This window comes from Capnocytophaga sp. HP1101 (assembly GCF_054772415.1).
The window spans coordinates 58,742-81,399 of record NZ_BPUU01000015.1 but is presented as its reverse complement, the minus strand read 5'-3'; the positions used below and the strand labels follow the sequence as shown (position 1 = coordinate 81,399).

Here is a 22,658-nt window from a genome sequence, read left to right as displayed (position 1 = left end):
CGTTAGCTTATACAAAGCTTATAGGAACCTTATACGAATCTTGGACGATTGTTATACAAAGGGTGTATAAGTAATTGATTAATACTGTAATACAATAATACCAAAAATGTCAAAAATAGGGTTTCGAGGCGAAAGAAAGGGGAAGAGGCATTAGGCCTTAGGCAATAGGCATTAGGGGGAAAGGGACGAATGACGAGGGACGAATGACGAGGGACGAATGACGAATTAAGAGAGGCAAATTACGAAGAAAACCTCCCCCTAGCCCCCTCGGAGAGGGGGAGTGTGGTGATGGAAAAAAATATATCCTTTAAAAAAAACATCCCCCTCTCACATACTCCGCTGGCGCGGACTACCCTCAAGGGGGGAGATGCGATGGAGAGGATGTGAGAAAACTATCATATCCTGAAATAGGTTTACACAAAAAAATAGAGAAAAAATGCTTGTTTACTAAAAAATATTCTTATCTTTGCACCATAATTATATTTTACAAATGATGATGAAAAAACTATTTATTTTGTCGTTAGCCTCTTTAGGCTTTATAGCTTGTGGTAAACGAGCTGATTATATATTGCTATCTGGTAAGATAGAAGGTGCTAATGGGATTCCTTTGGAACTTAGAATCGTAGGTGGCGAGGTAGACCAGCCATTGCATATTAAACCTGATGGTACTTTTCAAGACACGCTTCGTGTTCCTTCTAACTACTACACTATTTTTAACCCTCAAGGAATTCAAATACCATTGTATTTAGAACAAGGCGATGAACTCGGGGTAAACATCAATCTCACTAAAATGCCTTTAGAGGTAAAATTCTCAGGTAAAGATACGCTTACCAATGCTTACTTGCACAAAAAAGCCGATCTTACTATGGAAATTCAAAAAACAGGTGACCTAGAAAAGCTTTTGGGAAAAGCTCCTGCAGAGTTTAAAACAGGAGTTGATGAATACAATAAAAAGTACACTGACCTATTAAAAAATACGAAGAAGCTTTCTAAAGACTTCATCAAAAAAGAGGAAAAAGCTATCAACTACGAGATGCTCTACCTTAAATCTATCTATAAAAAAGCACACCTAAGGCTCACTCAAGAGGAAGTAGAACTCCCTAAAGAGTTTGCCGATGAGCTCTCTAAATTAGATTATGACCTTGCTGATGATTACAATACCTATAGAACTTACAAAGAATTGGTTACTAATAACCTATTCGATAAATTTGAGGATAAAGAGGATAGCGAAAACCCTTGGGGTAAAATCATAGCTCACGTAAAAGGTTTGAAATCTCAAAACATTAAAACAGACCTTTCTCGCTATTTTATCAGTGGAGTTTCAGTAATCAATACTCCTGAAGACAATGCTGAGCTTATCAAAAGTATCAGAGAAAACGTGAAAGATACTGCAGCCTTAAAAGAGCTTGACAGACGTATAGCTGTGATTGAAAGGCTAAAACCTGGTAGTGATTTTCCTGCTTTTACGGCTGAAGATATAAAGGGTAAACCTGTATCTTACGAGAGTCTTAAAGATAAATTGCTTTACATTGACATTTGGGCTACTTGGTGCAAACCTTGTATAAAAGAGATGCCAAGTATGAAGGCTTTACAAGAAGCCTACAAAGGTAAAGCTGTTACTTTCGTAGCTATTTCAGTAGACCAAGATAAAGAGGCTTGGAAAGCTATGGTACAACGTGAGAAAATGGGTGGTATCCAACTATATACTAACCTAAGTGTGAATCGCGACTTTGTGGATAACTACGACCTAACTGGTATTCCTCGCTTTATGTTAGTAAAGAATGGTAAAATCATTAGCATTAGTGCTCCGAGACCATCAGATGCTAAGATAAAAGAACTTATCAACGCAAATTTATAACACATTCTTTTTTCATATTACATAACTTTGCTAAAGCCATAGACTTTAGCAAATTTTTTTTACGAATTAACAATATGTCTCAATCTCTTATTTTTGAAGAATACGACCTGAACAACGGTTTGCACGTGATTCTTCATCAAGACAACTCAGCCCCAGTGGTAACTATTGGGGTAATGTACCACGTAGGTGCAAAAGACGAAGACCCTACTCGCACGGGGTTTGCTCACTTCTTTGAGCATCTGCTCTTTGAAGGCACTCAAAACATTGGACGTGGCAAATGGTTTGATATTGTATCGTCTAACGGCGGACATAACAATGCCTTCACTACTCAGGACAAAACCTATTATTACGAGGTATTCCCGTCCAACAACCTGCAATTAGGCTTGTGGATGGAAGCCGAACGTATGCTCCACCCTGTCATCAACGAGATTGGAGTCAGCACTCAAAATTCGGTGGTAAAAGAAGAAAAAAACCAACGCATAGACAACGCCCCTTACGGCAGAATTATGTACCGTGATGCTATCAATCCGCACTTGTTCAAAGCACACCCTTATGCGGGCACTGTGATTGGTAAAGTAGAACATTTGGACGCTGCTAGCTTAGAAGAATTTATCGCTTTTAAGCAGAAATTCTACAACCCAAACAACGCCGTGTTAGTGGTTGCAGGAGATTTTGATACAACTCAAACTAAAGAATGGATTGAGCAATACTTTGCTACTATTCCTAATACAGGAGAAGCTATTGTGCGTACTAAAGTGGAAGAAACGCCTATTACTGAAACGATTAAACTCACCGAATACGACCCTAACATACAAATCCCACTCAAACTATATGCCTATCGCACCCCTGCGATGACCGACAAGGATTCGTACGCTATTGACCTGCTTTCCAATATCCTTACCGACGGCAAGAGCGCACGTTTGTATAAAAAGATGATAGACGAAAACCAAACTGCTTTGCAGGTATTGGCATTCTCGGATGCTCAAGAAGATTACGGGGTGTATATAATGGGTGCCCTCCCGATGGACGGCGTGAGCTTGGAGGTTTTGGCTCAAGAAATGGACGAGGAGATTGAAAAACTACAAACAGAGCTCATCAGCGAACGCGAATACGAGAAACTGCAAAACCAGATAGAAGCTAACTTCGTAGCTCAAAACAGCAATATGGAAGGTATTGCGCTTTCTTTAGCTGACAATTATACACTCTATAAGGACACTGACCTTATTAACAAAGCAATAGACTATTACCGCGCTATCACGCGTGAGGATATACGCGAAGCTGCTCGCAAATATTTGGATAAAAAACAACGTTTAGACCTCAATTATTTACCCACAGTTCAATAAGCAAACTATAATGACACCCTTAGACCGCTCTATACAACCCAGTTCAGGAGCTACTCCCATCATCAATTTGGGGACTCCTGTAACGCACACCCTACCTAACGGACTCACACTGTTAGTCGTAGAAAATCACAAACTCCCTCAAGTAGGCATTCGCCTCTCGCTTGACGAATGTCCAGAATTAGAAAAAGAGAAAAAAGGTATAGCCGATTTGATTTCGCTAATGGCAGGCAATGGGTCTATGACTATCAGTAAGGACGATTTCAATGAAGAGATAGATTATCTTGCAGCGACGCTCTCTATTACGTCTAATGGCGTATATGCACAAGTGCTCTCCAAATATTTTCCACGTGTGCTTGCCCTCATCGCCGATGCTGCCCTGCACCCCAACTTCAACGAAGAGGAGATGGAAAAAGAAAAAGCGCGTATTATCCAGAGCATTCGCGCCAACGAGAGCAATGCTGAAGTGATAATGAAGCGCGTACAGCAAACCCTGCGCTACACTACTGCACACCCTTACGGCGAATATATTACCGAAGGACACATCGTAGCCCTTACCTTAGATGACGTAGTGGATTATTACCGCAAACGTTTTGTGCCTAACAACGCCTATTTGGTAGTGACAGGCGATGTAAATCCGACAGAAGTTATTTCTTTAGTAAGTGAACATTTTGCCAAATGGCAGGCTTTTTCAGCAGAAGTTTCTGCCTTGTACGTTCCAGAGAATGTAAAAGAAACAGAAATTAACCTCATTGACTTGCCTAATGCTGTACAATCGGAGCTCAATGTTACCAACCTCATCGACCTGAAAATGTCTGACCCTGATTACTTCCCTTTATTGGTAGCCAATAGCATTTTAGGAGGGGATTTTGGCAGTTATATCAATATGAATTTACGTGAAGAGCACGGCTATACTTACGGAGCTTTTTCCACTTTCAAAACCGATAAATGGACAAAAGGAGTTTTTAGCATCAAGACCAAAGTAGGCAATGCCGTTACTGCCCCCGCTATTGCTGAGATACTCAAAGAAGTAAAGCGCATACAAAGCACTGTAGTTACCGAAGAAAAATTAGCACAAGCCAAAGCTCAATACTTAGGTCAGTTTGTACTGGCTACCGAGCGCCCACAGACTATAGCCAATTACGCTATCAATATAAAAGTACGCAACCTGCCTGAAGATTTCTATAAGAACTATATTGCGAGCATCAATGCGGTTACCAAAGAAGACGTACAGCGCGTGGCTAAAAGGTATTTTCTATTAGAAAACTTTAGAATCATAGTAGTAGGTAGAGCCCAAGAAATTGCTACTGAGCTTGAAAACCTCACTTTTGACGGTAAGAAAATTCTTGTAAAGGGGTTTGATAAGTATGGGGAAGCAGTGGAGTGAAAAATGAAGAGTTAAAAGTGCGAACCGCACAGGCAGGTGCGAGCCGCACAGGCAGTCGTAGCACGACGAGCAGATAATGCGAGCCACACAAGCAGATAATGAAAAGAGGGGAAATGTAGCGACGCAAAGACGAACAAAAGACGGTGTGAGCCACACAGGCAGATAAACAAAAGACGAATAAAGAACGAAGGAAAGACGAACAATATGTACAGATAAGGTGAGGGAAAGTAGAGAATATCACAAAGTAAATTTGGTTATTTGAACTAAAAAATATAAATTTTATTTTGAGGATATATAGGAAAATTGTATCTTTGCCGTCAATTATGACATAATGAGTGATTCTGAAAACTAAAATTAATTACATAAAAGAATGGCACATAACATTAAGAAAGGCGTAATTCTTGGAAAAGAAGTACAAGAAGTATTTAAATACGCCAAAGAAAAAGGTTTTGCACTTCCTGCAGCCAACGTTATCAGTTCAAACTCTATCAATGCTGCTTTGGAAACTGCAGTAGCTGTGAACGCTCCAATGATTATTCAATTTTCTAACGGTGGGGCTCAGTTTATGGCTGGTAAAGGCTTGAATAACGATAACCAACGTGCTTCTGTTCTCGGAGCGGTAGCAGGTGCAAAACACGTTCATCAATTGGCTGAGGCTTATGGTGCTTCTATCATTTTGCACACTGACCACTGCGCTAAGAAATTACTTCCTTGGTTAGATGGTATGCTTGAAGCATCAGAAAAACACTTCAAAGAAACAGGAAAACCACTCTTCAGCTCACATATGATTGACCTATCAGAAGAGCCTATCAAAGAAAACATCGAAATTTGCAAACGTTACCTCGAACGTATGAGCAAAATGGATATGACTTTGGAAATAGAACTCGGTATGACTGGTGGTGAAGAAGATGGTGTAGATAACTCTCACGTAGATAGTAGCAAGCTATTTACTCAGCCAGAAGATGTGGCTTATGCTTACGAAGAACTAAGCAAAGTAAGCTCACAATTTACTATTGCGGCTGCTTTTGGTAATGTTCACGGGGTGTACAAGCCCGGTAATGTGAAATTGACACCAAAGATTTTAAGAGATTCACAAGACTACGTTTCAAAGAAATACAATTTGCCTCACAACGCTCTTGACCTCGTATTCCACGGCGGTTCTGGCTCTACTCTTGAAGAAATCCGAGAGGCTATTTCTTATGGTGTAATCAAGATGAACATTGATACTGATTTGCAATACGCTTTTACTGAAGGTGTGCGCGACTATATGAAAGCTAAAGCCGCTTACTTGCAAGGACAAATCGGTAATCCAGAAGGTCCTGAAGCGCCTAACAAGAAGTACTACGACCCACGTGTATGGCTTCGTGAAGGCGAAAAGACATTCGTTACTCGTTTGAAAAAAGCGTTTGAAGACCTTAACAACGTAAATACTCTATAGTAGCATTTACACAACTGACAACTTTGCCAGAAAGTCATAGCAGTATCTGCCAGTAGACTTTTTGGCAAAGTTTTTGATATATGAGCATAAACACTTTTAATTAAACATATGGGATACAATTCAAATTACGACGGTTATAACACTAACTATCAATCACCTCAAATAGTAACTTACGCTACTAATGAGGCACAAGCGACCTTTTATCGAAAGACCTATACCCACGTAGCGATGGCACTTTTGGCATTTATAGCTGTAGAAGCTATTTTGCTAAATGTAGTACCTGAAAGCCTTATCATCTCTATGGTAAGTGGCAAATGGGTATGGCTATTGATTTTGGGAGGTTTTTGGTTAGGTTCAATCCTTGCCAGCAGATGGACGCAAGCACAAGATAGAAATACCCAATATATGGGCTTAGGTCTTTATGTGCTACTCGAAGCTATTATCTTTATGCCAATTATCTTTTTGGCAATGTACTTCACTGATGGTACGGCTATCCTTTCGCAAGCAGGTATTATTACTCTCGCTTTGTTTGGTGGGCTTACTGCAGTGGGATTCCTCACTCGTGTAGACTTCTCGTTTTTGCGCAGTATATTGGTAATAGGCGGGTTCGTAGCTTTAGGACTTATTGTAGCAGGAGCTATCTTTGGTTTCGACTTAGGACTTTGGTTCTCGGTAGCAATGGTAGCTTTGGCAGCAGGTGGTATATTATACGAAACTTACAACATCAAAAATGTGTATAGCACCGACCAATATGTGGGAGCTGCCTTGCAGTTATTCTCTTCTATTATGCTACTTTTCTGGTATATTTTGAGAATATTAATGTCAAGAAGAGACTAAGTACTTTTCCTAAAATATTAAAATAATGAGTTCCATCAAGAGTACTATAAGATTAGTTACTCTTGGTGGAACTTTTATGTCATTAGAGTTTATATTAACTCGTCTTCTTGTAATTCCAAATTGCCCATCCGTTGAGTAGGATAGCAAAACCTATCAAATACAAAAACTCTGTTTTTAACTGCCAAAAGCTACTGCCTTTGAGCACAATAAGGCGCATAGCTTTCACAAAATGGGTTACTGGTATGGCGTTACTCACTTGCCTGCTCCACGCGGGCATACTGTCTACACTGGTGAGGAAACCGCTCATCAAAAGGAATATCATTATGAAGAAATAGGCAATGAACATAGCCTGTAACTGCGAATCGGCGTAGGTGGAGACGAGCAAGCCAAAGCCGAGAATCGCGATGAGATACATTGCGGCAAAGGTGTACAAGGTGAGCAGACTGCCTGCGGGGAAGATGCCGTACACTATATACATCACCGTGAGCCCTAAGGTGAAGAGGATTAAGCCTACTACCAAAAAGGGTATGAGCTTGCCGAGAATGAATTGCCACTTTTGAATAGGCGTTACATTTATCTGCTCAATCGTGCCTATTTCCTTTTCTTTTACTACATTCAAAGCCGATAAAAAGCCCCCGATAATGGTTAATAATATAGCTAAAATGCCCGGTACTATGTAAAAACGGTACTCCATCTGCGGGTTATACCAATGGGTGGAGGCTACACTGAGCTGGGCGACATTGCCTGCGCGCTTAGGTGCCTTTACATTCACATCGAGTTGGGCGTTAAATTCGCGTATCACCGAAAGCAAATACGCCCCTCCTAAAGACGACTTGCTGCCGTTGATTGCATCGACAGAGAGCCCTAAAGTTTGCTTGCCTTCGCGCACGAGGTTGCGCTCAAAACCCTGCGGCACTTCGAGCAATACGTCGGCTTGACCGTCTTCAATGAGGGCAAGTCCCTCTTTGTAAGAGAAGGGAGCGGCTACTAACTTGAAGTAGCCCGAGGCGGTAATCTTGCGCAGGAGCTGCTGCGAGTAGCTGCTCTGGTCGTGATCGATATAGACGAGATTGATGTTCTTCACGTCAAAATTGGCTACCAAAGGCAATATGATGAGCTGAAAGATAGGGGCGACAAACATCATCGCTAAGATTGTCTTATCGCGGAATATCTGTTTAAATTCTTTTTGGAGTATAAAGCTTAACGTCTTCATTTTGTTAATTTGTCAATTTGCTAATTTGTCAATTTGCTAATTTGTCAATTTGCTAATTTGTCAATTTGCTAATTATTCCATTCTCACCTTAAATTTCTTCATTGCAAGGGTGAGGAAGATGGCTGCCATTGCCAGCAGGATAAGGGTTTCTTTCCATATATAAGTGAAGTCGAGACCCTTTAGCATTACCTTTTTCACTATGATATAATAGTAATTAGAGGGGAATATTTTCGCTATAAATTGGAATACGAGGGGCATATTCTCTATCGGAAACATAAAGCCGGTAAAGAATGCCGTCGGGAGCATTAGCCCCATCATTGAGATGAGCATCGCCGTTTGTTGGGAATTAGTAACGGTGGAAATCAGCAGACCAAAGGATAAACAGATGATAATGAACAGTGTACTTTCGGCGTAAAGCAACAAGAGATTGCCCCTGATAGGTACCTCGAGCATATAGACCGAGAGCAGGAGTATCACTGTAAAGTTGATGAGCGACAGGATAAGATAGGGTACGGCTTTGGCTATGAGTATCATCAGAGGCTTGAAGGGCGATACTAAAAGGATTTCCATAGTGCCGAGCTCTTTCTCGCGTACCACTGCAACGGAGGTGAGCGCCGTGCTGACTATCATAAAGACAAGCGCAATGACCCCTGGAACAAAGTTCATCGAGCCGTTTTGCTCTTCATTGTACAGCATTTGGTTCTCTACGTTGATTTGGTAAGGCAACTGTGCGGTGGGGTTCAGCTCTTGCTGATAGCGGACGACAATGGCGCTGAGGTAGTTCTCAACCGTCTTTGCGGTATTGGGGTCGCTGCCGTCGGTGATGAGTTGTAACTGACTGCCGTGGGGGGTGTAGCTGTCTTTGCCAAAGCTGGGGGGCAGGATAAGGGCGGCTTTGATGGTACCTTCCTGGAACTTGCTTTCTACTTCGGCGTAGCTGCGCAAGGGCGGTTGTAGCTTGAAATAGGCGCTGGCTTGCAGTCGGTCGGTGATTTGCTGGCTGTAAGTGTTCTGCGCCTGGTCGAGTACGGCAATGCCGATGTTCTTCACTTCGCTGCTTAAGGCTTGCCCAAAGAGGATGATTTGAGCCACTGGAATGCCGAAAAGTATGAGTAGTGTACGGCGGTCGCGGAACACGTGAAGGAATTCTTTGCGGATAAAGGCGATTAGTTGTTTCATAGTGTTAGTCTGCTGAGCGTTTTGCGTTACGGGCGAGCTGGTAGAACACCTCGTCCATTGAATGGGTATGGTATTGTTCTTTGAGGCGAGTGGGCGTATCTATAGCTTCCACTTTGCCGTCCACCATTATGCTGATGCGGTTACAATATTCGGCTTCGTCCATATAGTGGGTCGTTACAAACACGGTGATGCCTTGGGCAGAAGCCTCGTAAATCATATCCCAAAACTGACGGCGGGTTATGGGGTCGACGCCACCGGTGGGCTCGTCAAGGAAGACGATTTCGGGATGGTGGAAGATGGCGACCGAGAAAGCGAGCTTCTGTTTCCACCCTAAGGGCAGCGAACCTACGAGTTTGTTAGCCTCTTGCTCGAGTTCGAGCTTCTCGATAAGGTGGGTACTGCGGGTTTTGATCTCCTTTCGGGAGAGGCCATATACGCCTCCGTAGAAAGTAATGTTTTCCTGTACGGTGAGATTGTCATACAATGAGAATTTTTGGCTCATATAGCCGATATGCTTTTTTATCTGCTCTTGCTGGCGATAGACATCAAAGCCAGCCACGGTAGCCTCGCCCGAGGTGGGGTACGAGAGTCCGCAGAAAATGCGTATAGCGGTGGTTTTCCCCGCGCCATTGGCACCGAGGAAGCCAAAGATTTCGCCCTTTTCTACAGAAAGGGAAATGCCATTCACGGCTTTGAAATCGCCGAATTGCTTTGTTAGGTTGTTACAGTGGATTGCAGTCATCTTGTTTTTGGCCCCCGAACCCCCGAAGGGGACTATCCGGAAAGGCAATTAATTATGAGTGGTTTAGACTTTTTCAAAGTCAAAGACTTTGACAAAGTGTGCGACTTATACGTTGTCTTTATCTTCCATAAGGCGGATAAAACTGTCTTCGATGGTGGGGGTTATCGGTTTCCAATCGAGTTCGGGAAAGGTTTGCTTTAGGTTTTGGGCGAAATGGGTGGGGTTGGTGCCTGGCTTGAGGGTGATATGTAGGTACTCACCAAAGGGGTAACAGCTATCTACTTTGGGCAATGAACGGGTGTGCTGGAGCAGTGCGTAGATATTGGGCGCCCTCATAGCATAGAGTGCGGTGGGGTACTGGGCGATGATTTGCTTGGGGGTGGCGGTGGTGAGCACCTTGCCGGATTGCATTAAGGCAATGCGGTCGCATAGGCTGGCTTCGTCCATATAAGGGGTGGAGACCAGTATGCTGATGCCTTGCGCCTTGAGTTTTTTGAGCATTTCCCAGAATTCCTTGCGCGAAACTACGTCGACGCCGGTGGTGGGTTCGTCCAAAAAAAGGACTTTGGGTTTGTGAATGAGGGCGCAACAGAGGGCTAATTTCTGCTTCATACCGCCGGAGAGTTTGCCTGCGCGACGGTTGCTGAACGGTTTTATCTGCTCGTAAATGTCTTTTATCAGGCTGTAATTCTCTTCGATGGTCGTGCCAAAGACGGTAGCGAAGAAGGTAAGGTTCTCGTGGACGGTGAGGTCTTGGTACAAGGAGAAGCGCCCAGGCATATAACCCACGTGCTGGCGGATTTGCTTGTAGTCGCTCACGATGTCCCAACCCTCGACGGTAGCACTACCTTCGTCGGGCAAGAGGAGGGTAGTGAGCATACGGAAGACGGTGGTTTTACCTGCCCCATCGGGACCGATAAGCCCAAAGAGCTCGCCTTTTTGAACGGTTAAGGAGAGGTTTTGGACGGCTTTTACTTCGCCGTAGGATTTGCTGAGGTTTTGGATATTTATACTTGTCATTTTTTGATTTGCCAATTTGTCAATTTGTCAATTTGCCAATGTAGCCCTTTCCACATACTCTGCTGTCGCAGACTTCCCCGAAGGGAGACAATCCGAAAGGGTGATTAAATACGGTTGAAAAAGTGTTTTTTATTTGTAATAATAGTACCAATTTCCGTTGTACTCCTTATCACAAGCCTCTTGAGAGGCAAAAGTACAGTCCTTTATGCCTTCTTCAGGATATGCTTTCTCGCGCAATAGTTGTTTATGATAATTGTTTATTTGTTGCAATAAGCCCGTTTCATTTGCTTTGCTCAGCTCCTCTTCTGTTTTGAAGATATAAGATACAAAGTAATCTTGTGGGGCTATATAAGCTCCAAAATCCACTGAAGCGTATAGTTCTCTAAAGCTTGCTTTCACCTCTTCTTGTGTTTGGGTGATGATATTTTGCCATATTTTGCTCATTGTTTATCTTTTAGTTTCAGCTTTGCTAAGGCTTTAAACTTTGGCAAAGTTCATTTAGTCAATCTTTGAAATTTGGGTTAAATTCTCTTTCTATATCAAGGCAAAAGCAGAGGTCTTTGCCTTGGGGGTCTTTTTCTACATAGCAATTTTTTCGCAAGGGATAGTCCCAATCGCCATTAGGGGTTTTTACTTTCTGATAAGGAGGGACGTATACTGTGCCTTTGTCCCAAAGAATGCGGGCATAGAGTACGCCTTTGTAATAAATATGGTATCCGAAAGGGTTGAGTTCCTTTGTAGGGAAAGCGTATTGGAAGCCGTTACGACCGTCGTAATCGCGTAAGGCATCTGCCCCTATGAACTTTTCAGAAAAGCACTCGCCGCTCATATTGATTTCTTTTTCATATAGCTTGCAGAAGGCTTGAGGGTCGTTTTGGTATAGGTTATAATCGTTAGCACTTATGCGAAAATAGCGGTTATAGCCTACTATCCAAGGGGTAAGCACTTCCATCAAATGGGTTTCGATTGCTTCGCAATAGCCTATAGTAAAGTAATGTTCTCGGTCTATTAGCTCCTGAGTGAGCTTTATGCGTTCTATAAATTCTATTTTCATCTTGTAAATATTTAGGAAGGGGCATAATCGTCTGTAACTTTGATACGTTTTCGAGAGAAGAAAGTTTTTAGTAAAAGATAACTTTCAATGCTCAAATTCATAAGTAACACCTGCTCTTTCTTCGAGGTGTAAATCTGTATTCGAGGGTGTATTCTCGTGGCTATTCCTTCTTGGATGAAGCGAAAAGATATATGATGAATACGGCTCAGAGGGATTGTCTGCTTGAGTGTTCCTTTATAAAAGATGTAAAGCACCTCGTTTCGTATCTCTAAAGCATAGCGCGGACTTCGGTAATTCCTTATAAAATTATAGATGAAAAGGGCTATAGTAATTATAAAAATAACAATTAACAAAGGCTTTCCTATGGTAATCTGCTGTAATACCCATACATAAAAACATACGAAAAGAACAAATGTTACGCCCTGAAAAACTTTATCGCTTGCACCCTTAACCCTAATGACAGCGGGTAAATTTCCTTTTGTATATGGGTTGTAATAGGTTCGATTCTTCAGTCTCCATAGAAAAAGCAATACAATCAGCACTATAAGTCCCACCAACGGGAGAAAAAAGCGCACCGTTTCCTCTACAGCATCACTGCTAAAAATAGAGTGAGGTAGTCTCCATTCCCAACTGTTAATGGTCGGTAGGTTGAATTCTTGATAGTTTAAGACGTCCATTTTTATTGTATATTTTCTTCTTAGACTCTTTCAAAGTTTGGGACTTTGACGAAATGTGTATTGCTTTTTACAGCTTGCAAACCATAATAAAATCCTCTTCATTAGTCTTGATAATCTCAAAACCTAACTGTAAGTACATCTTGCAAGCGTAGTTCGCTTTTTGTACGGACAGCGATACCTGCTTATAACCTTTGCTTTTAAGCAGACTAAGCATTGCTTGCATTAGGGCTGTGCCTATCCCTTTTTGTCGGTAAGGAGCTTTTACCGATATGGAAAGCGAGGGCGTATCATCGTCTACGTGTCCATAATCATCTATAATACGTACCCAAACTGCCCCTACAAGAGTGCTATCAACTTCGGCTACTAAACAAAAATCGTCCTTTTGTGTGCCGAAATGAGCAGTGTATTTTTGCAGTTCAGGGTGCTGTGTGATGCTCCTATCTGGGGGTGTTACACCCTCAGGGATAAAGATAGCATCATATAGGAAATCGTCTAAAAAACGATATTCAGCGGGGGTAATGGGTCTGATGGTCATATTATTGTCTTTTTTGGGTGTTGCTAATCTTAGAGAAAGAGGCGGCAGATGAGGCTCAGTAGCACGAGTGCTAAGGTGATGAGCGATAGGGTAAAGCTGGTAGTTCGTTTGCGTAGCCTCTTTCTAAGGCTGTGATGGTAGATGAAGTTGAGGTTGATTTCTGCGATTATCAAATAGATAAAGAACAGTGGAAATAGGGCATAGATGGTGATAAAAACGGTTTTGGATAGGATATTGGCAAGGGTTGAGGCATTGCACTGGGGGCATAATGAGCGGGTAGCGACTATGACGAGGGCTACAATGGCGGTACTTAGAAAGGTGATGCTGAGGTATAGAGGTTGTTTTTTCATTATTATTGTTTCTCTTTTTTTCTTACGCCAAGCCACAATAAAAGCACCAATAACCACATTATAATACTTTCGGGGAGTATTTTGGTAACGTTGCTTAAACTATCGGACAAGGTGCTAAAAGCGATGCTCAGCCAGCGCACCACCAATAAAGCCATTACAAACTGAGCGATATACTTGCTTGCAGTATCGTTTTTCCGCAGAGCTATTAACACTAAAGCAACGCCCATTACCACGTTTTCAGTGGCTATGATATGCCAAAGATAATTGAATGTTACCCAGCTTTGAGCATCAATGCTTGTGTTTGACAAGGCAGGGAAAACAGCGGTAAAGCCGTTCATCTCGTGGGTAACGGCAGAGAGCAAACAGAGAGCTCCCACTATAAGATAGCAATAATTTCGTATCATATTCTAAATATTTTCAGATTAAAAAAAGGCTGTTTAAGGTTAAAAATCTCAAACAGCCTTCATTTCAGTTACAAGGTAATCTCTTTGGTAGTGACATTGCCAGGGTGGTCAGTCGCAGTAACAATAATTTTATCACCACTAAGACTCGCATTAACTACGGAAGTAGTATATACCCACTTACCTCCTGATAGTTTAGCAGTCCCCTCTTCCACCAGAGTATTATCACTATCATTAATAGTAACCTTTAGGCTGGTAACCTTAAACTTATCATCTGCTTCGATGATAATCTTTTCTCCCGCCTTAGCTCCAGTATAGGCAGAGGCGTCTATTTTGGAGACAATAGGCGGTTTGAGATAGTCGGCCATAGCCATATTATAAGCGCTGGAAACAGCTCTTTTTTTGGCTTCAGCCTCGTAAAGTGCCTTTAGAGCGGGGTCTAAAAGGGCGTTTTTAGCATAAGTAGAAGCTAACTTAAATCGGTTGTTAGTCTCTACTTGCTTCTCTGATTTTTTCGCAGTACGGTGTGGTGTTTTGGCTACGATTGTTTTTCCGTTTCGTTGGCGGTAGACGAGAAGGTTGCCTAATTTACCACTCATACCTGACATAGCGAAGTTTTCTTCAATTCTTGCCATAATACAATGGTTTTAAAATAAAATTAAACATTTACTTGTGTATGGGTCTCATACACGCTGCAAAGGTATAAAAACTTTTTCGAACACAAAAGAAAAATTAACAATTTTTTTTAATTGTTTTATTTTTCGATTTTTTAGCATTTCGATGAAAATTATGGCTTATCTATTATTTTATAGGCAATTGATGATTATTCAGCTTTTTAACACATTTTATAGATTTTTTGTTTAGTACGATATTCATTGCTTAGCACCACTTAGTAACCACTTAGTGACCACATAGTAACCACATAAGATATACTTATTGATTATTTGTTAAAATCAATGGTTTTTAGATAAAAACACTACTTCGCCGTACATTCCTATCTTGAGTAAGCCGTCGTTTTTGACTTTGACCTTGATGGCATAGACGAGGTTGGCGCGTTCGGCTTTGGTTTGTATCGTTTTGGGGGTGAATTCGCTCTTTTGGGATATCCATACGATTTCGCCTTGGTAGGTGTGATACGCGCCTTTGCCGGCATCGGTGCGAACGGTAACGACTTGATGGAGCACGATTTGGCTGAGCTGGTCGCCGGTGATGTAGGCTTTTAGGGTCAGTACGTCGGTATTAGCAATTTTGTAGAGGGGCTTCCCGAAAGTCTGCATCTCGCCTTTGAGGGCGTAATTGGCAAGGACAGTGCCCGCAATGGGGTTGATGATAGTACCCTGATTGATTTGCTCTTGCACGGCCTCAGCGTTCTTTTGCAAGGGCGCTTCTTGGCTGAGTACGTTGCGGTTCTGGGTGTTGATGTTGGTTAGGGAGACCTTGAGTTGGTTCTCGGTTACGGTGATTTGCTTGCGGAGCTGGTCGATGAGGGCGGTGAGGTCGTCCAATTGCTTTTGGGTGGCGGCACCTCCGCGCACGAGGTTTTCGGTACGGGTGCGCTCACGCTCTTGCTGGGCGAGCTGTGCGCGCTGCACTTCGAGCTGGCTACGAATGAGTGCGACTTGGCTTTCGGGGCTTTGGGTTTTCTCTTTGAGCGAGGCGATGGTCGCTTCTACTTGCTCCTTTTGGAGCTTGAGGAGCTCTACGTTTATCTGTCCGACGGCTTGACCTTCGGCAAGGGTTTTGCCTTCTTCTACGTTGTATTCGATAAGTCGACCGGTTTGTTCGGCAGAGACGATAACTTCGTCGGCTTCAAAGTTGCCGGAAGCGTCGAAATTGTTCTTATCAGAGCAGGCTGATAAAACGATTAATGCGGTGATGATGAGTGCTTTTTTCATTGGTATTTGGGCTTGGCCCCCCGTCCCCCGAAGGGGGAGAATCCGCAAAAGCGACGGGAGGAGAGGTTTGTGATTTCGATTTAAACATCCCCCCAGCCCCCCTCAAGGGGGGAGACGCGACGCAAAAGCGACAGGAGGGGGCGTGTTTATTGTCTATTATTTTATTGTCCTGTTATGATTTTGTGGTTCTCTAGGGCTTGGAGTAGTTGTATTTGGTGCAGGATAAGGGTCTGCTGGGCAAGGTGATAGGTGTTGCGTTTTTGCAGGTATTCGTGGGTGGTGATCACGCCGTTGTCCAATTGTACTTCGGCAGCCTCAGCGACGGAGTGGCGTAGGGCGACGGTTTGTTCGTCCTGTGAGAGTAGCTTTTGGAGCTTTTGGAGCTGCTCGGACTGCTGGGTGAGTTCGAGCTCGGTATTGAGCAGGAACGCCCTGCGGTCGGCAGTGAGGCTTTCGCGGCTGAGGCGGAGTATGCGTTTGCGACTGGATAGGTTGTACAGCGGACTGAGGTTCCACTGCAATCGCACGCCTGCGATATAGTAGAAATCCGCTTCGTTGCTGAGCATATTGAGCGTGGGCTTGCCATAAGCACCTTGGAAAAACGCGCTGAGCTTGGGTAGGTACTCAGTAGTGAGTTGCTTTTCTTGGGCTTTTAGGAGCGATTCCTGTAGGCTGAAGGCGCGTAACTCGGGGCGGCGGATTTCGGTAGATAGGGAGGCGATGGCTGTGGGTGGCGCGGGTTGTGCTAATTGAGAGGCGCTGGTGATTTCTTTACCTACGAAAGTGGAGAGCATTTTCAGGTAGGTAGCTTGGGTAGCCTCGTACTCAGTGGCTTGCATTTGCAGGCGGAGGATTTCAGCTTTGAGCTCCGCAACATTGCTTGGGAGGGTAACACCACCCGTGAGCGCGACTTCGGCTTTGCGAAGTTGGGACTCGAGGGTTTCGGTATTGAGGCGGTTTTGCTTTAGTTGTTCGCTGATGAGGAGCGCGCCGAAATAGAGGTTGCTCACGCGCTGACGCAGGCTATAGAGCTGTGTTTCGACGGTTTGCGCTTGGATAGCGGTCTGTGCTTTAGCGATTTGCTTTTGGCTGCGAACGGCACCGCTGGCGTAGAGAAGCTGGGAGACTTCGGCGACAGCACGGTACTGGTCTTTGTCGATTGCGGGCAAAGAGACTCCTGCGGGCAGCGGGAGACTACCAATGACGCTCTTGGAGAGGTCGGTAGTTTCGGACTGGTAAGTGGCTTGCCCTGAGATGGATAGCTGAGGGAGGTAGGCACGATTCGCATTGGCGAGGGTGTAGTGCTCGGTTTTGGCTATGAGGTCGAGCTTTTCGATAGTGGGGTAATGGTCGCGCGCAAGGGAGTAGCAGTCCTCGAGAGATAGGGAGGATTGTGCTTGGGCGGTGAAGCTGAGTGCTATAATAGCGGTGAATGTTAGGATAAGGTGTTTCATAGTAAGGGTATGTTAAGTATTTGTATAAACCATTTGGTTAGGATAGGGGTGTTGTTTAGCCCCCGAACCCCCGAAGGGGGACAATCCGCGAAGGCGATTTGTTGTGGGTATTATGGGACTATTGTTTCCAAAGCATCGCCTTAATCCATTGGGGGATAAGGGTTTTGCGCTGAGTCATAAGGGCGTTGTATTCAGCTTCGGTGAGGTTGGTAAGGGGGCTGAGAATGGGTTTGGCGATAAATGGGAATATGATGAGCCCGATGACGTTTAGGATAGCGTGTAGCAGATTGGGTTCGGTGATGCGCCCTTGAGCTACGGCTTCGGCGTACTGGCGGGCGAGGACGGAGTGGGTAAGTGCCTCTTTGATAGGGCTTTGCTCCATAAAGGCTTGCGGGTTGGGGCGCACAGCTTCGAGCATAAAAGTAGGCAGGTCGGGCTCTTTGAGCAGGAGGTCGATGTAATTGGAGACGATGCGGTCTATTTTTTGTTCGAGGGAGGAGGTTTCGTCGTTTAAAATAGCGGCGATATCCTTAAAGAATAGCCCCATTGTTTCGGTCATTATGAGCTCAAAGAGTTTTTCTTTGCTACGGAAATAGTAGTTGAGCATTGCGTGATTGATACCGGCTTCCTCGGCTATGTCGCGGGTACGAGTAGCAGCATAGCCTTTTTGGTGAAAGACTTTGCGAGCGGCAAGCTTTATTTTTTCTTCTGATGATAGGTTGTTAGTGTTTTCCATTGTTATTAGATTTCGGGGGCAAAGGTACAACAAGTTTTTGAATTAACCAAATGGTTAGAGCAAAAATTTAATTTACACAAAACACAAACAGAGTTAATTAACTGAAAACCAAATCTTTACATACATAAATAAAACTTCTAAAAAAAGAACGTAAGTAGTTAAAAGTTAAGAGTTATGAAAGAATAAGCTTCTTGAGGAACTTCAACTTTACTAAAGTTCGTAGTACAACAGGGGGCGAGCGACAGGGGCAGATTGAAATTTTGACAAGGTATAGCGACACAAAGGCAAAGATTAAGATAGTCGCAAGGCGAATGGTGAATGGCTCTACATCGGCTCTACATCGGGTATATGATGGATGATAAGCGAAGGAAAAGCGAAGGTAAGATGCTAAAAACATCCCCCCTATTCACATACTCTGCTCTCGCAGACTTCCTTCAAAGGGGGGAGTAGCGACGAAAAGACGAAGATAACCTCCCCCTATCCCCCTCCAAAGGGGGAACTGTAGAGACGCAAAAACAAACAATCAGTGAACAAAAGAGGAATAATGAATTGTTCTACATCGGGTCTATGATGGACGATAAGCGAAGGAAAAGCGAAGGTAAGATACTAAAAACATCCCCCTGACCCCCTTCAAAGGGGGAGTGTAGCGACGCAAAGGCGAAGGAATGACGAAGAAAGAACGAAGGAAGAACGAACAAAAGACGAAGGAAGAACGAAGAAAAGACGAAGGAAGAACGAAGATAACCTCCCCCTAACCCCCTCCAAAGGGGGAACTGTAGAGACGCAAAAACAAACAATCAGTGAACAAAAGACGAAGGAAAGACGAACAAAAGACGGAGGAAAGAGGAAGATAACCTCCCCCTAACCCCCTCCAAAGGGGGAACTGTAGCGACGAAAAGACGAAGGAAAGACAGAGATAACTTCCCCCTACTCACTTACTCCGCTCTCGCGGACAACCTCCAAAGGGGGAACTGTAGCGACGCTGAAACGGTGCGAATGCCGTGTGTGAATATTATGAATTTGCTAATTTGCTAATTACTTCGTACCTTTGCACCCTGAAAATGTTAATTATTAACTGTCAATTGTTGATTAAAGATATATGACTTCACAAGAAATAAGAGAACAATTCCTAAAATTCTTTGAAAGCAAAGGGCATACTATCGTGCCTTCTGCTCCTGTGGTAGTGAAAAACGACCCTACCTTGATGTTTACGAATGCGGGTATGAACCAGTTTAAAGAGTTCTTCCTCGGTCACGCAAAACCTAAACACAAGCGTGTTGTGGATACTCAAAAATGCTTACGTGTATCGGGTAAACACAACGATTTGGAAGAGGTGGGGCGTGACACATATCACCACACGATGTTTGAGATGCTTGGTAACTGGTCGTTTGGCGATTACTTCAAAAAAGAAGCCATTAGCTGGGCGTGGGAATTGCTTACTGAAATATACAAAATCCCTAAAGAAAACCTTTATGTAACCGTGTTTGAAGGCAATGAGGAAGACGGTGTGCCTTTTGACCAAGAGACTTTTGACATCTGGAAGGAGCGCATTGCTGAAGACCATATCCTGCTTGGCAACAAGAAAGATAACTTCTGGGAAATGGGCGACCAAGGTCCGTGTGGACCTTGTACTGAGATACACGTAGATCTCCGCTCGGAGGAAGAAAAGGCAAAAGTACCAGGTCGCGACTTAGTGAATAAGGACCACCCTCAGGTAATTGAGATTTGGAACAATGTGTTTATGGAGTTCAACCGTAAAGCCGACGGTAGTCTTGAAAAGCTTCCTTCGCATAATGTGGATACGGGTATGGGTTTTGAACGCCTCTGTATGGTACTGCAAAAGAAGCAATCGAACTACGATACTGATGTATTTACGCCTCTGATTCACAAAGTAGAAGAGATTACTAAAAGTCAATATACCTTAGGTGAGCGTATAACCTCTGAACAAGAAGAGGTGAATGTGGCTATTCGCGTGATTTCAGACCATATTAGGGCGGTTGCCTTTGCCATTGCTGATGGTCAGTTGCCGTCAAACAACGGTGCGGGTTACGTAATACGTCGTATTTTGCGTCGTGCGATTCGGTATGGCTTTACTTTTTTAAACCAGAAAGAACCATTTATCTATAAATTAGTAGAAACGCTTGCACAACAAATGGGAAGTGCTTTTCCCGAATTGGAAAAACAGCAATTCCTTATTATGAACGTGATAAAAGAAGAAGAAGCGTCTTTCTTACGTACCCTCGAGCAAGGATTGATAATGCTTGATGTGATGATACAAAACACTCCTAACAAGCAACTATCGGGTGGTAAAGCGTTTGAATTGTACGACACTTACGGTTTTCCTAAAGATTTAACGGCACTTATCCTTTCGGAAAAAGGACTCACGATGGACGAAGCTGGTTTTGAAGAACAATTGCAAAAACAAAAAGAACGCTCACGTGCTGCGGCTCAAGTAAAAGCTGACGACTGGGTGGTGCTTCGTGACGACGATGAAGAGGAATTCATTGGTTATGATACTTTAAATGCTGTAGTGCGATTAGTAAAATACCGCAGGGTGGAAAGCCAAAAGGATGGTACGCATTTTCAGTTAGTGTTCAATACTACTCCTTTTTATCCTGAAGGGGGTGGACAAGTGGGAGATAAAGGCACTCTGCAAAGTGCTAATGGTGAACTTATCTATATTTTAGATACTAAGAAAGAAAACAACCTGATCATTCACATTGCTGAGCACTTACCTACGAACTTAAACGATCCTTTCGTAGCTGAAGTACATTCTGTAGGGCGCGAGATGGTAGAAGCTAACCATAGTGCAACTCACTTGTTACACCAAGCCTTACGAGAGGTGTTGGGCACGCACGTGGAACAAAAGGGCTCACGTGTAGCTCCTGATGCTTTGCGCTTTGACTTTTCACACTTTGCTAAACTTACTGATGAAGAGCTTAAAAAAGTAGAGCGATTGGTAAACAAACGCATTTTTGAAAAAATAGAGTTACAAGAACACCGGAATATTCCTATCCAACAAGCAGTAGAATCAGGTGCTATGGCGCTATTTGGGGAAAAGTATGGCGACCGTGTGCGTATGATTCAGTTTGGCGAAAGCAAAGAGCTTTGCGGGGGTACTCACGTGAAGAATACAGGTGATATTTGGTATTTCAAAATCCTCTCAGAAGGAGCGGTAGCTGCAGGTATTCGGCGTATTGAAGCTATTACTCGGGGAGGAGCTATGAAACATTTCATAGAACAAGAGCAATTGGTGGAGCGCATCAAAGAAACGCTTAAAAACACACAAGACCCAGTGAAAGCTATTGCGCATTTGCAAGACGAAAACGCTACTTTGCACAAAGAATTAGAGCAACTGAAGAAAGAGCAATCAAAACAGCTCAAAGCAACTTTAAAGGCTGAATTTAGCGAAGTGAAGGGCATCAATTGCCTTATCAAACAAGTAGATGCAGAAGTGGCAACACTTAAAGACCTCGCTTTTGAATTAGGTAATGAGGTAAAAGATGCTTTTGTGTTCTTTGCCTCAGCTCACGAAGAAGGCAAAGCGCTCTTGTTGTGTTATATCAATAAAGAATTGGCACAAGCTAAAGGGTTAGACGCAGGCAAAATAGTGCGCGAATTGGGCAAATACATACACGGCGGTGGGGGCGGACAACCATTCTTCGCTACTGCTGGGGGCAGAAATCCTGAAGGTATTGCCGAAGTACTATCTAAAGTAAAAGATTACCTATAATGAACTTTTTAGCTCATATTTACCTATCGGGCGAAGGCGATGAGTTGCTGACCATTGGCAACTTTATCGCCGATACCGTACGAGGTAAAGAATACTTACAATACCCCGAAGCAATGCAACGGGGTATTTTATTACATCGTGAAATTGACACTTTCACCGATGCGCACCCTGTTTTTCGCCAAAGCAAACACCGCTTAGTGCCTACTTATAATCATTATGCAGGCGTATTGGTAGATATTTTTTACGATTATTGCTTAGCCAAAAACTGGAATCAATACTCTTCTGAATCTTTAGAACGGTACGCTGAACGCTTCTACAACAGTTTGCAACGGCATCAGCATTTACTCAGTAATAAAGCTCAAAATTTGAGTAAATACATCATTGCTGAACGCTGGTTGGAGAGCTATCAAACGGTTGAAGGGATTGCCTCTATATTGTACCCGATGGACAGACGTACAGGTTTCGTTTCTAAAATGCAATACGCTGCCGAAGATTTACAAAGAGACGAAAAGCTATATGAAGAAGAATTTACTCAGTTCTTCAAAGAAATACAAATGATGTAATTACGAAGAAAATCAGTAAACTAATTATTTCTTAGCAATATTTCTACTCTACACAGTATTTGTATAATCACCTAATAAACAAATAGATATACAAATACAAATAAAAAACATTCCCGAAAATCATAATTTTATTTGGCTAATTCAAAGATTATTTGTAATTTTGCCGTAATTTTTTAAGGGCATAGAGTATTAATTTATCATTATTGTTTCATTCTTTCCTATTAGAAATAGCCCTACTAAGATACT

General features: G+C 43.1%; 21 protein-coding genes. 7 read left to right on the top strand and 14 right to left on the bottom strand.

Features of this window, described 5'->3' with window-relative positions; translation table 11 throughout:
- The first annotated feature begins 490 nt into the window (after positions 1–490).
- From RCZ04_RS09600 to RCZ04_RS09580, 5 genes are all read left to right on the top strand, one after another.
- Positions 491–1,858: a TlpA family protein disulfide reductase gene (locus tag RCZ04_RS09600; protein ID WP_460485819.1), complete on the top strand. Its 1,368-nt coding sequence runs from the start codon at positions 491–493 to the stop codon at positions 1,856–1,858.
- 74 nt (positions 1,859–1,932) lie between these two features.
- The gene (locus RCZ04_RS09595) at positions 1,933–3,201 is read left to right on the top strand and encodes a M16 family metallopeptidase (RefSeq protein WP_460485818.1); all 1,269 of its coding nucleotides are present in this window, start codon (positions 1,933–1,935) and stop codon (positions 3,199–3,201) included.
- 10 nt (positions 3,202–3,211) lie between these two features.
- On the top strand, positions 3,212–4,585 hold the full coding sequence (locus RCZ04_RS09590) for a M16 family metallopeptidase (RefSeq protein ID WP_460485817.1): 1,374 nt from the start codon (positions 3,212–3,214) through the stop codon (positions 4,583–4,585).
- A 370-nt stretch (positions 4,586–4,955) separates the two neighbouring features.
- The gene (gene fbaA / locus RCZ04_RS09585; protein WP_460485816.1) at positions 4,956–6,023 is read left to right on the top strand and encodes a class II fructose-bisphosphate aldolase; all 1,068 of its coding nucleotides are present in this window, start codon (positions 4,956–4,958) and stop codon (positions 6,021–6,023) included.
- A gap of 108 nt (positions 6,024–6,131) precedes the next feature.
- Positions 6,132–6,860 carry a Bax inhibitor-1/YccA family protein gene (locus tag RCZ04_RS09580; protein WP_460485815.1) on the top strand — a complete coding sequence of 243 codons (729 nt, stop codon included), beginning with the start codon at positions 6,132–6,134 and terminating at the stop codon, positions 6,858–6,860.
- Positions 6,861–6,954: 94 nt separating this feature from the next.
- On the opposite strand, the gene RCZ04_RS09575 is transcribed toward RCZ04_RS09580, so the two are convergent.
- From RCZ04_RS09575 to RCZ04_RS09510, 14 genes are all read right to left on the bottom strand, one after another.
- Complete coding sequence (locus tag RCZ04_RS09575) at positions 6,955–8,073, bottom strand: ABC transporter permease (RefSeq protein WP_460485814.1); 1,119 nt, start codon at positions 8,071–8,073, stop codon at positions 6,955–6,957.
- Positions 8,074–8,145: 72 nt separating this feature from the next.
- Entirely contained in the window at positions 8,146–9,252 is a 1,107-nt protein-coding gene (locus RCZ04_RS09570) for an ABC transporter permease (protein WP_460485813.1), read from the bottom strand.
- 4 nt (positions 9,253–9,256) lie between these two features.
- Positions 9,257–9,994, bottom strand: a complete 738-nt coding sequence (locus RCZ04_RS09565; RefSeq protein ID WP_460485812.1) for an ABC transporter ATP-binding protein — start codon at positions 9,992–9,994, stop codon at positions 9,257–9,259.
- 105 nt (positions 9,995–10,099) lie between these two features.
- A complete protein-coding gene (locus RCZ04_RS09560; protein ID WP_460485811.1) occupies positions 10,100–11,014 on the bottom strand; it encodes an ABC transporter ATP-binding protein in 915 nt (304 codons plus the stop codon).
- 129 nt (positions 11,015–11,143) lie between these two features.
- A complete protein-coding gene (locus RCZ04_RS09555) occupies positions 11,144–11,458 on the bottom strand; it encodes a hypothetical protein (RefSeq protein ID WP_460485810.1) in 315 nt (104 codons plus the stop codon).
- Between the two features lie 58 nt (positions 11,459–11,516).
- Entirely contained in the window at positions 11,517–12,068 is a 552-nt protein-coding gene (locus RCZ04_RS09550; RefSeq protein WP_460485809.1) for a hypothetical protein, read from the bottom strand.
- Between the two features lie 11 nt (positions 12,069–12,079).
- Positions 12,080–12,745, bottom strand: coding sequence for a hypothetical protein (locus RCZ04_RS09545; RefSeq protein WP_460485808.1), 666 nt, complete (start codon positions 12,743–12,745; stop codon positions 12,080–12,082).
- A gap of 67 nt (positions 12,746–12,812) precedes the next feature.
- Complete coding sequence (locus tag RCZ04_RS09540; protein WP_460485807.1) at positions 12,813–13,280, bottom strand: GNAT family N-acetyltransferase; 468 nt, start codon at positions 13,278–13,280, stop codon at positions 12,813–12,815.
- Between the two features lie 29 nt (positions 13,281–13,309).
- Complete coding sequence (locus RCZ04_RS09535; protein WP_460485806.1) at positions 13,310–13,630, bottom strand: hypothetical protein; 321 nt, start codon at positions 13,628–13,630, stop codon at positions 13,310–13,312.
- A 2-nt stretch (positions 13,631–13,632) separates the two neighbouring features.
- The gene (locus tag RCZ04_RS09530; RefSeq protein WP_460485805.1) at positions 13,633–14,034 is read right to left on the bottom strand and encodes a hypothetical protein; all 402 of its coding nucleotides are present in this window, start codon (positions 14,032–14,034) and stop codon (positions 13,633–13,635) included.
- 68 nt (positions 14,035–14,102) lie between these two features.
- Positions 14,103–14,666, bottom strand: coding sequence for a hypothetical protein (locus RCZ04_RS09525; protein ID WP_460485804.1), 564 nt, complete (start codon positions 14,664–14,666; stop codon positions 14,103–14,105).
- 318 nt (positions 14,667–14,984) lie between these two features.
- The gene (locus RCZ04_RS09520; RefSeq protein WP_460485803.1) at positions 14,985–15,926 is read right to left on the bottom strand and encodes an HlyD family secretion protein; all 942 of its coding nucleotides are present in this window, start codon (positions 15,924–15,926) and stop codon (positions 14,985–14,987) included.
- A gap of 161 nt (positions 15,927–16,087) precedes the next feature.
- The gene (locus RCZ04_RS09515) at positions 16,088–17,380 is read right to left on the bottom strand and encodes a TolC family protein (RefSeq protein WP_460485802.1); all 1,293 of its coding nucleotides are present in this window, start codon (positions 17,378–17,380) and stop codon (positions 16,088–16,090) included.
- 118 nt (positions 17,381–17,498) lie between these two features.
- Complete coding sequence (locus tag RCZ04_RS09510; RefSeq protein WP_460485801.1) at positions 17,499–18,116, bottom strand: TetR/AcrR family transcriptional regulator; 618 nt, start codon at positions 18,114–18,116, stop codon at positions 17,499–17,501.
- 1,099 nt (positions 18,117–19,215) lie between these two features.
- Here RCZ04_RS09510 and alaS point away from each other — a divergent pair.
- Both alaS and RCZ04_RS09500 read left to right on the top strand, forming a co-directional pair.
- Positions 19,216–21,849 carry an alanine--tRNA ligase gene (gene alaS, locus RCZ04_RS09505; protein WP_460485800.1) on the top strand — a complete coding sequence of 878 codons (2,634 nt, stop codon included), beginning with the start codon at positions 19,216–19,218 and terminating at the stop codon, positions 21,847–21,849.
- Positions 21,849–22,412: an acyl carrier protein phosphodiesterase gene (locus tag RCZ04_RS09500; protein ID WP_460485799.1), complete on the top strand. Its 564-nt coding sequence runs from the start codon at positions 21,849–21,851 to the stop codon at positions 22,410–22,412. Before alaS ends, RCZ04_RS09500 begins: the two co-directional genes overlap by 1 nt.
- Positions 22,413–22,658: the final 246 nt, after the last annotated feature.